General features: G+C 74.4%; 9 protein-coding genes. 5 read left to right on the top strand and 4 right to left on the bottom strand.

The annotated features are described in order from the left end of the window. Positions 1 to 90 precede the first annotated feature (90 nt). From ACFUK0_RS37775 to ACFUK0_RS37765, 3 genes are all read right to left on the bottom strand, one after another. Complete coding sequence (locus tag ACFUK0_RS37775) at positions 91 to 1,707, bottom strand: bifunctional 3-(3-hydroxy-phenyl)propionate/3-hydroxycinnamic acid hydroxylase (RefSeq protein WP_380258174.1); 1,617 nt, start codon at positions 1,705 to 1,707, stop codon at positions 91 to 93. Further along, positions 1,704 to 2,636 (bottom strand): VOC family protein, encoded by a 933-nt coding sequence (locus ACFUK0_RS37770; RefSeq protein WP_380258172.1) that lies wholly within the window; start codon positions 2,634 to 2,636, stop codon positions 1,704 to 1,706. The genes ACFUK0_RS37775 and ACFUK0_RS37770 overlap by 4 nt, the downstream gene beginning before the upstream one ends. A gap of 93 nt (positions 2,637 to 2,729) precedes the next feature. Then, positions 2,730 to 3,572 (bottom strand): fumarylacetoacetate hydrolase family protein, encoded by an 843-nt coding sequence (locus ACFUK0_RS37765; protein WP_380258170.1) that lies wholly within the window; start codon positions 3,570 to 3,572, stop codon positions 2,730 to 2,732. A gap of 194 nt (positions 3,573 to 3,766) precedes the next feature. Here ACFUK0_RS37765 and ACFUK0_RS37760 point away from each other — a divergent pair, with 194 nt between their 5' ends. Together ACFUK0_RS37760 and ACFUK0_RS37755 are read left to right on the top strand one after the other, a co-directional pair. Then, the gene (locus ACFUK0_RS37760; protein WP_380258168.1) at positions 3,767 to 4,540 is read left to right on the top strand and encodes a FadR/GntR family transcriptional regulator; all 774 of its coding nucleotides are present in this window, start codon (positions 3,767 to 3,769) and stop codon (positions 4,538 to 4,540) included. A 368-nt stretch (positions 4,541 to 4,908) separates the two neighbouring features. Next, positions 4,909 to 6,177 (top strand): MFS transporter, encoded by a 1,269-nt coding sequence (locus ACFUK0_RS37755; protein WP_380258166.1) that lies wholly within the window; start codon positions 4,909 to 4,911, stop codon positions 6,175 to 6,177. Between the two features lie 13 nt (positions 6,178 to 6,190). On the opposite strand, the gene ACFUK0_RS37750 is transcribed toward ACFUK0_RS37755, so the two are convergent. Next, entirely contained in the window at positions 6,191 to 6,913 is a 723-nt protein-coding gene (locus ACFUK0_RS37750; protein WP_380258164.1) for a GntR family transcriptional regulator, read from the bottom strand. 125 nt (positions 6,914 to 7,038) lie between these two features. Here ACFUK0_RS37750 and ACFUK0_RS37745 point away from each other — a divergent pair, with 125 nt between their 5' ends. The 3 genes from ACFUK0_RS37745 to ACFUK0_RS37735 all read left to right on the top strand — a co-directional run bounded on the left by ACFUK0_RS37745 (position 7,039) and on the right by ACFUK0_RS37735 (position 10,979). Next, complete coding sequence (locus ACFUK0_RS37745) at positions 7,039 to 7,860, top strand: IclR family transcriptional regulator (protein ID WP_380258162.1); 822 nt, start codon at positions 7,039 to 7,041, stop codon at positions 7,858 to 7,860. 250 nt (positions 7,861 to 8,110) lie between these two features. Then, positions 8,111 to 9,709 (top strand): FAD-dependent monooxygenase, encoded by a 1,599-nt coding sequence (locus ACFUK0_RS37740; protein ID WP_380258160.1) that lies wholly within the window; start codon positions 8,111 to 8,113, stop codon positions 9,707 to 9,709. A gap of 193 nt (positions 9,710 to 9,902) precedes the next feature. Next, positions 9,903 to 10,979 carry an amidohydrolase family protein gene (locus ACFUK0_RS37735; protein WP_380258158.1) on the top strand — a complete coding sequence of 359 codons (1,077 nt, stop codon included), beginning with the start codon at positions 9,903 to 9,905 and terminating at the stop codon, positions 10,977 to 10,979. Positions 10,980 to 11,144 lie beyond the last annotated feature (165 nt).

Below are 11,144 nucleotides of genomic sequence, written 5' to 3'. Positions count from 1 at the left end.
CCGCCGCCGCGCGCTGTCCAGGGGTGCGGCGGCGGCCCGGCCTGCCGGGGTGCGTGCCGCCGGTGAGGCGGCACGGGTGCGTGTCTGCCGCTACCGGGGGGCGGCCGCGGCTGCGAGGGGGGACCGGTGGTGCAGCCCCGCGCGGAGCCCGCCGAGCAGGTGGCGCAGCCCGGCCGCGTCGCCGGCGGCGCCGAACAGGTAGAAGTCGGGGCGGACGACCGCGGCGGTGTGGTGGTGTTCGCGCAGGTGCGGCAGGTAGGCGCCGTCGGTGTCCAGGTACGCGTCGTCCGGGGCGTCGGGGTCGTCGGCGCGGTAGAGCGGTACGAGGGTGGCGCCGAGGGTGTCCAGCAGCTGTCGGTCGGTGGCGTCGAGGGGGGTGCGGTGACGGGCGCCGTCGACGAGGACGGTGAAGCCGCCGCCGGTGAGGTCGTCGAGCAGGGCGGTGCGGCCCCGGTGGGTGAGGCGGTGCTGGGGGGTGAGGTGGCCGACCCCCGGGCTGCGGCTGCCGTCGGGCTCCCGCTGGAGCACCCCGTCGCCGAGGACGGGCGGGGGCATCGCGGGCAGGGCGAGTGCCGGGTCCGCGCCGGTGGCGATCATCCGGGCGTCGCGGTCGGCGGCCTGCCGGGGGTCGAGGACGCAGATGACCTGTCCGAGGGCCATCGACATGCTGATGGCGTGCTGGACGTGGTCGCTGCGCTCGGTGGTGTAGCTGTCGAGCAGTTCGGGGGCCGAGACGCCGCGCAGGACGAGGCTGAGCTTCCAGACGAGGTTCATGGCGTCGCGCAGGCCGGAGCACATGCCCTGGCCGGCGAAGGGCGGCATCTGGTGGGCGGCGTCGCCGGCGAGCAGCAGGCGGCCCTCGCGCCACTGTTCGACCCAGCGCGCCTGGAAGGTGTAGACGGTGTGCCGTTCGATCCGGGTGTTGCCGGGGGTGCGGCCCCAGGGGGCGAGCAGTTCCCAGGCCCGTTCGGGGGTGTTGAGCTCCTCGGCGCTCTCGCCGGGCAGGCGCATGAACTCCCATCGGCGGCGGCCGGGGCCGCCGGAGACGAGGGTCGTCGGACGGGCGGGGTCGCAGAGCTGCCAGTTCATCGGCGACCAGGTCTCCTGCTCGGCCGGGATCGTGTCGACGATCAGCCAGTCGTAGAAGAAGCCGAGGTCGGTGACGGTGCTGTGCATCCGGGAGCGGACGAAGCTGTTGGCGCCGTCGGCGCCGATGACGTACCGGGCCCGGAAGGCGTGTTCGGTGCCGTCCTGGGTGCGGGTGGTGAGCTCGACGTGGTCGTCGGCCTCGGCGAGGTCGACGGTGTGGTGGCCGCGGTGCAGGGTGACGCCGGGTTCGAGCAGGGCGGCCGAGGAGAGCACGGACTCCAGTTCGGGCTGGGAGAAGAAGCTGGCGGTGGGCCAGCCGGAGGGTCCGGTGCCCGACCAGTCGATGCGGACCAGGGACGCGCCGTCCCGGTTGCGCCACTCGTACTGGTCGGGGACGGGGTCGGTGACCGCCCGGATGCTCTCGCCGATGCCGGCGGCCTGGAAGATCCGGCCGATCTCGTGGTCGAAGTGGACGGCGCGCGGCAGGTCGTACGGCTCGGGCCGGCGCTCCAGCACGACGACGTCGTGGCCGGCCCGGGCCAGGAGCAGGGACAGGAGCTGGCCGACGGGGCCGAAGCCGACGACGGCGACGTCGTGGATGCGGGGGGACCCGGTCATGCCCGGCCGTCCTTGCTGTGGCTGCCGGTCATCAGGGCGGCCAGGTCCTCGGGGGCCAGGAAGGACGGGGGCGGTGGCGGGCCCCAGCTGAACAGGCCCTTGGCGCCTTCCAGCACCTCGGGGGTCCACAGCTGGTCGTCGACGATGCAGTCCATGTCGGAGTAGTACTCGGAGAAGTTGCCGGCCGGGTCCTTGAGGTACCAGAAGAAGTTGGAGCCGGCGTGGTGGCGGCCCAGGCCCCAGACGTGGCGCTCGGGGTGCTCCTCCAGCATGGCGGAGGCACCGCGGCCGACCTCGTCGATGTCGTCGACCTGCCAGGAGGTGTGGTGCAGGTAGGTGACGGGCGAGGCCAGCACCAGGATGTTGTGGTGGTCGGTGGAACAGCGCAGGAACGCGCCGTGGCCCTTGATGTGGTCGGACGCCTTGAAGCCGAGGCCGTCGTGGAAGAAGGCCGTGGTCGTCTCGAAGTCGGTGGTGCCGACGACGGCGTGGCCGAGCCTGCGAGGGTGGACGCGGTCGCTGCGCAGGATGCCGGGGGCCCGGGAGCCGGTGCGCTCGGTGCGTCCGGGGCCGTTGTAGGCGGTGGCGGCGGCCGGGTCCTGGACGAGGCGGGGGGCGATCTCCAGGACGGCGCGCACACCGGTGGGCCGGTCGTAGGCGGTCAGTGTCCCGGGGGTGCGGTCGACGGGGACGTCCAGACGCTGCAGGCGTGCCGCTGCGGCGGCGAGGTCGTCCGGGTGGTCCACTCCGACGCGGACTTCGACCAGGCGGCGGGTGGGGGTGCGGACGATGTGGAGCTGGCGGCCGCCGTCCCGGCTGGCGAACCAGCCGTCCTCATCGGGGACCAGCCCGAAGTCGGTGTAGTAGGAGGCGGTTTCGGCGACGTTGGGGACCCCCATCGTGATGGAGGTCAGGCGGTGCAGTGCCATGGGGGTGCTCCTCGGGCGATACCGGACGGCAGGAGGATTGGCGGGGCCCGGCGGGCGGGCGGGCGGCGGCGCCCGCCGGGCGGTCCGGCGGTGTCAGGCGGTGAAGCGCTGACGCAGCTCGCCGATGCCCTCGATGGTGCTGACCAGCTCCTCGCCGGCCTTCAGCCAGCGCTGCGGGTCGCGGCCGAGGCCGACGCCGGCCGGGGTCCCGGTGAAGATCACGTCTCCGGGGAGCAGCGGGGTGACGGCCGACAGGCCTGCGATCAGGGCGGGGACGGAGAAGATGAGGTCGCGGGTGCGGCCCTTCTGGACCTCCTCGCCGTCGATGGTGGCGCGCAGTTCGAGATCGTCCGGGTTCTCGAACTCGTCGGGCGTGACGAGCCACGGGCCGATGGGGGCGAACCCGGGGTAGGACTTGCCGAGGCTGAACTGCGGGATGGGGCCCGCGAGCTGGGTGATTCGCTCGGAGAGGTCCTGGCCGACGGCGAGGCCGGCGACGTGGCCCCAGGCGGCTGCCTCGGAGACGTTCTCGGCGCGGGTGCCGATGACGGCGACGAGCTCCACCTCCCAGTCGGTGTGGCCGCCTTCGGGCAGGGCGACGTCGGTGACGGGGCCGGTGATGCTGGTGACGAACTTGGTGAAGACCGGCGGCAGGCCCTCGGGGGCGGCGAAGCCCGACTCGGAGGCGTGGTCACGGTAGTTGAGGCCGATGGCGAGCAGCTGCCGGGGGGCGGGGACGGGGGATCCGAGGTCGGCGGCGTCGAAGGCGGTGCCCGCGGGCAGGCCGGCCTGTGCGGCCCAGCTGCGGAACTCCTCCCACCGGTCGTAGACGGCCTGCGGGTCGGCGCTGAAGAGGCCGGCGCTGGCCTGCTCGACGTCGATCGCGCGGCTGTCGGAGATCAGAGCGAGGCGGCCGCTGAGGTTGGCGATACGCAAGGGAGGCTCCCGGAAGTGCTGGGGCGGGGTGGCTCGACCGCGCGGGGCGGGCGGCGGACGCGAGCCGGGTGCACCGGCTCCGAGCTATTCACCATGATGATTACGTTGATATTGCGCCCACGGATCCGGGCCGTCAAGAGGTATCAGCCGGTAACCTGCATGATGAATTGGTTCGAACCTTGAGAGGAGTGCTCGTGGCAGCCACCCAGGACCGCACGCCGGGCGTGCTGCACAGGGCCCCCGCGGCCCCCGCCACCCGCTCCACAGCCGCCAACCGCGCCGAGCACGCCGCCGACCGGATCGCCGGCCTCGTCTCCACCGCCCCGCCCGGCACCCGGCTCGGCACCAAGGAGGAACTCCGCACCCTGTGCGGCGTCTCCGTCGGCACCTTCAACGAGACCCTGCGCCTGCTCCAGGCCCGCGGCCTGGTCACCGTGCGCCCCGGCCCCGGCGGCGGACTCTTCAGCGCCACGCCCTCCCCGATGGTCCGGCTCGGCAACTCCGTCCTCGCCCTCGACGCCCAGGAGAGCGACGTCGCCGACGCGGTGCGCATCCGCGACGCCCTCGACCCGCTCCTCGTCGAGGACGCCCTCTGGCACGCCTCCCCGGCCGACATCGCCGACCTGCGCGGGCACATCACCGCGATGGCCGAAGCCGCCGACGCGGGCGACCCGGTCGCCTTCGTCCACGCCAACTGGCGCCTGCACGGCCGCATCGCCCAGATCAGCCCGAACGCCCTGCTGCGCTCCCTCTACGGCAACCTGCTCGACCTCATCGAGTCGCACACGCTCTCCGTGCTGCCGCTCGGCGAGCTCCCGCTCGCCGAGTACATCGCCGAGCGCCACCGCCTCCACAGCGACCTCGTCGACGCGCTCGACCGTCGCGACCGCGAAGCCGCGCTGCGCCTGATCGCCGAGCACAGCACCAGCACGGCCCCGGGCGACCACGCCGGCAACACCCTGCTCTGACGTTTCCGCAGGCCACCGGGCCCGTCCGGCGCCGGCTCGCCGCGGCCCCGGCCGGGGCCGCGAGGCGCGACGGGCCCCGCGTGCCCGGCGCCTTCGCGCCCGGCTCCGGACGCCCGGTCAGATTCGAATCTGCGCATCACTTTCGAAACATGCATTGACCGGCGAAAGCCAGTGCCGTACACATGTGGCACCTGCCGAGCCCGCTGCTCCCAGGAAGCCGTGAACCGGAGCACGTCCACCGCCCGCACGGCCGACCTGGTCTCCCAGCCGCGGATGTCCTCGGCCCGCCCGCCACACAGTCGTGGCCGGAAGAACAAGGGCCCACACTCATGACATCCCTCATCCCGGAAACGTCGGCCGAAGCCGCCGTGAGCGCTCCGAACCGCCGCACATCCCTGCTCGTGCTGCTGATCGGCGTGCTCGTCCTCTTCATCGACGGCTACGACCTCTTCGTCCTCGGCACGGTCGGCCCCTCGCTGATCTCCGACCCGCACTGGCACATCGCGCCCTCCACCATCGGCACCCTCGGCAGCCTCACCGCCCTCGGCATGCCGATCGGCGCCATCGCCACCGCCCGCCTGGGCGACGCCCGCGGGCGCCGCCTGCCGATCACGCTCTGCCTCGCCTGGATCTCGCTCTGCATGCTGGTGAGCGGCCTCGCCCCCGACCTGGGCGTGTTCGGCCTCAGCCGGTTCCTCACCGGCATCGGCATCGGCGCCCTCTCCCCGCTGGTCACCGCGCTGGTCGTGGACTGGGCGCCGCCGCGCCGCCGCACCCTGTTCGTCGGCGTCGCACTGTCCGGCATCGCCCTGGGCGGCGTGGTGGTCGCCTGCATCGGCCGCGCCATCCTGCCCGGCGTCCACTTCCAGACGCTCTTCCTCGTCGGCATCGTGCCGCTGCTGCTCGTCCCGCTGTGCTGGAAGGCCATCCCGGCCCACCGCCCCGCGTACGCCGCGGCACCGGACACCGCCACCCCCGCGTCCGCGTCCGGCGCGGCCGTCGCCGACGGCGGCTGGGCCGCACTGTTCGCCCCCGGCCGCCGGCTGGCCGTCGTCCTCTTCTGCCTCGCCGCCCTCCTCGGCCTGGTGCTCGTCTACGGGGCCAGCACCTGGCTGCCCACCCTCATGATCAAGGCCGGATACGACCTCAGCTCCGCGCTGGAGTTCACCATCGCCTTCAACGGCGGCGCGATCGTCGGCACCCTCGTCGTCGCCGTGTTCGCCGACCGCGGCCACCTGAAGAGCGCGGCGCTCGGCCTCTTCGCCTCCGCGGCCGTCGCCATGCTCGTCCTCACCCGCCACCACGGCCACGGCCTCATCCTGGCGATGTCCGCCCTGGCCGGCATCGGTACCCTCGGCACCCAGAACCTGATCAACGCCTGGGTCGGCCGCTACTTCGGCCCGGAGCTGCGCGGCACCGCACTCGGCTTCGTCATCGGCATCGGCCGGATCGGCTCCATCCTCGGCCCGAGCTACCTCACCTACGTGACCACCGTGTCCGCATCACCCAGCGCCGGCTTCTACGCCTTCGTCGCCCCGGCCCTGCTCGGTGCGCTCGCCGTCGCCTTCATCCCCACCCGTCGCGCCGCCGCCCGGCCCAGCCCCGAACCCGCCGCAGGCGTGCCCGCCGAGGCGTGAGCCCGGCCCGCGGTCACCCGGCCGGCTCCCCGCTCTCCGCGGGGCCGGAAGCCGGCCACTGATCGTCCGGCGCGCAGGTGATCAGCAACCGGGCCGTGTGGGCGATGTGGTCGCGGACCAGCCCGACCGCCCGCCCGACCTCGCGGTCGACCACCGCCTCCAGCAGGGCGCGGTGCTCGCCCGCGAGGTCGCGGTCGTTCTCCACCCCGAAGGGAGCGGACCAGTGCAGGTACAGCTCGGCCTCCTCGCGCAGCCCGCGGGCCGTGTCCAGCAGCCGTCGGTTCGTACAGCCCGCCAGCAGCGCCAGGTGGAACTCCGCGTGCGCCTGTGCCCAGGCCGTCCCCGGGTGGTCCGGGTTGCCCGGGCCGAGGAACGGCGTGCGCCGCAGCACATGGTGCGCCGCGACCGCCCGCGCCTCCCACTGCGTGTCGCCCTGCTCCATCGACAGCCGCAGCACCACCGACTCGATCTCCACCCGGGCCGTCGCCAGTTCGCGCAGGTCGTCGTGGGAGAGCGGGGTCACCGTGTACCCCTGGTGCGCCCGGGTGCGCACCAGCCCCTCGCCGGTCAGCCGGACGAGCGCCTCACGCGCCGCACCGACACTCGTGCCGTAGTCGCGGCACAGGTCGGGGAACTTCAGTCGCTGCCCGGGCACCAGCCGGCCGCCCAGGATGTCCTCCCGCAGCCGCCGGTGGACGTCCTGGCTGCGCGTGACCCCGCTCGTAGGCTGCGACATGCGCCCACCCTACGGTTCGGCCGTACAAGGGGACAATGTTCGAAAGTCCACCGGCCCGGCACAGCATCCCGGCGGACCCCGGGCGCGGCGCGCCACCCGTCCGGGCCGACGTGCGGAGAGAGACGATGACCGCGAACCCCTCCCGGCCGGCGCCCGCCGACCGCGCGACCGAGCGCGGCCGACGGCCCGCCCACGGCGATCCCGTCGTCGAACGCGCCTTCGCCCTGCTCGGCGCGTTCTCCGCGCACCGCCGCTCCATCGGCCTCGGCGAACTCAGCCGTCTCACGGGCATCCCCAAGAGCAGCACCCTGCGCCTCGCCCGCACGCTCGTCAAACTCGGCGTGCTCGAACGGGCCGAGGACGGTGACTTCGTCATCGGCCTGCGCCTGTGGGAGATCGCCCGGCTCACTCCCCAGGTGCACGGGCTGCGCCGGGCGGCGATGCCGTTCATGGAGGACCTCAACCAGATCACCCGCCAGCACGTGCTGCTCGCCGTCCGCGAGGGCCACGAGGCCGTGCTGGTGGAACGCCTCTCGGCACACACCGCCGGCCCCGTCCTGTACGAGATCGGGGGCCGGCTGCCGCTGCACTCCACCGGCGTCGGCATGGTCCTGCTCGCCCACGCCGACTTCGGCGACCAGCACGCCTACCTCACCGACGCGGCCCTGCCCACCGCCGACCGGCCGCAGGCCACCCCGGAGGAGCTGCGCCGGGACCTCGCCGCCGTCCGCCGCGACGGCTACGCCGTCGTCACCCGGGCCACCCCCAGTCCGGTCGTCTCGGTGGCCGCCCCGGTGCGGGACGCCGACGGCACCGTCGTCGCGGCGCTGTCCGTGATCGTCCCGCAGGACGAGGACGTCCGCGCCCTCACACCCGCCGTCCGGGCGACCGCACGCGCCCTCTCCCGAGCGCTCGACTCCCGCCGCGGATCACCGCCGCCGCACTGAAGCGTTCCACTCAATGGAATCCGTGCCCACCGGCCCGCGCCCCGCGGGCAGCATGGGGGCGGGGCCGTGACCCGCAGTGGCACAGGCGGACGCGGGAAGACCGTCCGCCGCGCGGGGAGGCCCCTGAACGCGCCACCCGAAGGCGTGCCCCCACACCGTCCCGGAGCGCCGCAGCGGCGCCGGACCGCGCCGACGGGACCGCCCGCGAGCCGGGCACCCCCACCCACCATGAGCGAACGGAACCCCGCCAGTGAACGACCACATCCCCGTGCTCATCATCGGCGGCGGCCCCGTGGGCCTGGCCACGGCACTGCAGCTCGCCTCGCACGGCGTGGCCTCGACGGTCGTCGAGAGCCGCCCCGAGGTGTCCTGGACCCGCCCCCGCGCCAAGACCACCTCCGCCCGCACCATGGAGCACCTGCGCCGCTGGGGCCTGGCCGACGTGCTGCGCGAACGCGCACCGCTCCCGCAGGCCTGGTCCGACCAGGTCGTCTTCTGCACCACCCTGCTGCAGCGCGAAGTCACCCGTTTCGACCGCGCCTTCGCGCTCGACCTGCTCCACGACGAACTCGTCGCCGAAGGCGGCCAGCAGGTGCCGCAGCCCCTCGTCGAGTCCGTCCTGCGCGAGCGTGTCACCGCCCTGCCCGCGACCACCCTCGTCACGGGCGCCACCGTCACCGCCCTCGTGCAGGACGCCGACGGCGTCAGCGTCGACGTCCGCGCGCAGGACGGCACGGTGAGCACCCTGCGCGCGCTGTACGCCGTCGGCTGCGACGGCGCCCGCAGCATCGTCCGCGAAACCCTCGGCATCGGACTCGACGGCGACGACGACAGCAGGCCGAACTACAACATCGTCTTCCGCGCCCCCGCCCTCGCCGCCCGCGTGCCGCACGGCGACGCCGTGCAGTACTGGGTGCTCAACCCGAAGCAGCCCGGTCTCCTCGGCCGCCTCGACCTCGACGGCACCTGGTGGTGCATCGGCATCGGCGTGGACGCCGCGGCCGGCGCCGCCGACCCGATCGGCCTGGTCCGCAACCTCATCGGCGACGACGCCGGTGAGATCGGCATCGAGATCGTCGCCGCCGACCCCTGGTACTCCCGGATGCGCCTCGCCGGCGCGTACCGCGCCGGCCGGGTGCTGCTCGCCGGCGACGCCGCGCACCTCAATCCGCCGTGGGGCGGTCACGGGTTCAACACCGGCGTCGGCGACGCCGTCAACCTCGGCTGGAAACTCGCCGCCGTGCTGCAGGGCTGGGCACCCGACACGCTGCTCGACAGTTACGAGCACGAGCGGCGCGCCGTGGCCGCGGGCACCATCGAGGCCGCCACCCGCAACATGAGCACCCTGACCCCCGAACTCGGCGACCCCCGCCTGCTCGGCACCGACGAGGAGTTCGCTGAGGTCCGCCCACTGATCGCCGAGGCCGTCCGGCGCAGCAAGGACAGCGAGTTCCACAGCCTCGGCCTGGTCCTGGGCACCTCCTACGCCGGCTCGCCGATCGTCGACGCGGGCCCGGTCCGCGACCTCGACGAGGCGCACTACACCCCCGGCGCCGCACCTGGCGAACGCCTCCCGCACACCTGGCTCAGCCCCACCGAGTCCCTGTACGACCGGCTCGGGCCCGGCTTCAGCCTCATCGGCGACCTGACGACACCTGCGGCAGCCCGGCTCGCCGACGGCGCCCGCCGGCTCGGCATCCCGCTGACCGTGCTGGCCTTCACGAGAGCCGCGGAACTGTTCGAGGCCCCGCTGGTGATCGTCCGCCCCGACCAGCACGTCGCCTGGCGCGGCTCGGACGTCGAACGCCCCAAGGAGCTGTGGCGCCGCCTGACCGGGCACACCGGCTGACCCGGACGCAGGACCCGTCGTGACCGGCACCCGCGTGACCCACCCCGGCCGTGGGTGTGCAGCCCCGACCCGTCCACCGCTCACCGCGTCGCCGGCAACCTGACGGCCGGCGGCTGCGAGATCGTCGAACTCCCATCCCGGCGCTGACCGGCCCCCGGCAGCAGCACCGGCACGACGTCCCAGAAGGAACGCCATGGCGCATCCCACCCGCACCGCACTGACCGACGTCCGGGTCTTCGACGGCAGGCGGCTGACCGAACCGCGCACCGTCGTCATCGACGGCCCGGTGATCGGCACCGACCCGGCGGGCGCCCGCACCGTGGACGGCCGTGGCGCTGTCCTGCTGCCCGGACTGATCGACGCGCACATCCACCTCGGCGGCCGCGACACCCTGGAGAAACTCCTCGCCCACGGCGTCACCACCGCCCTGGACATGGCCACCTGGCCGCCGCAGCGGCTCGCCGCCCTGCGCGGGCTGCCGGGACTGACCGACATCCGCAGCGCCGGCACCCCGGCCATCGGCCCGGGCGGCCCGCACTCCCGCATTCCCGGCCTCGCCGACACCGCCACCCTCCTCGACCCGGCCGACGCCCCGGGCTTCGTCGCCCGCCGGATCGAGGAGGGGAGCGACTACCTCAAGGTGGTGCTGGAGGCGCCGGGCGAGGGCGGCCCGGAGCTCGCGGTGGTGACGGCGCTGGTGCGGGCCGCACGCTCCCACGGCCTGACGGTCGTCGCGCACGCCGCCTCGCCCGGCGCCTACGCCCTCGCCCTGGACGCCGGCGTCGACATGATCACCCACGTGCCGCTCGGCCGGCCGCTGCCGGCCGCGGACGTGGCCCGGACGGCGGCCGACGGGCGGGTGGCCATTCCGACGCTGGCGATGATGGAGGGAACCGCCGCCGCCCGTGGACGGGCCGAGGCCTTCGGAGCGGCCGTCGAGAGCGTGGGGGCGCTGCACCGGGCCGGCGTGCCGGTGCTGGCCGGCACCGACGCCAACACCCAGCCCGGTGTCCCCGCCGCCGTCGAGCACGGCAGCAGCCTGCACCGCGAACTGGAGCTGCTGGTCGAGGCCGGACTGTCCGCCGCCGAGGCCCTGCGCGCCGCCACCGTGCTGCCCGCCCGGCACTTCCGGCTGGCCGACCGCGGCGCGATCACACCGGGCCTGCGCGCCGACCTGGTGCTCGTCGACGGCGACCCGCTCACGGACATCCGCGCCACCCGCGCGGTACGGGCCGTGTGGTGCGGCGGCGTCGAGCTCACCTCGGCCTGACCCGCTCCGCCCGGCCCGGAGGAGCCACTGCGCCGTGGACGACATCGCCGTTCTCCGTGTTCTCCGTGGACGGACCCTCGCCCGGCTGCGCCGCGCCTGACCGGCATTCCGGTCCCGGTGTACCGGTGCCGGTTCGGGGCGCCCCGGCGGTCAGTACCGCCGGGG

Origin of the sequence: Kitasatospora sp. NPDC057223, assembly GCF_042669755.1 — a bacterium.
Classification (GTDB): domain Bacteria; phylum Actinomycetota; class Actinomycetes; order Streptomycetales; family Streptomycetaceae; genus Kitasatospora.
The sequence above is the reverse complement of the archived record's forward strand: the minus strand, read 5'-3'. Positions and strand labels throughout refer to the sequence as shown.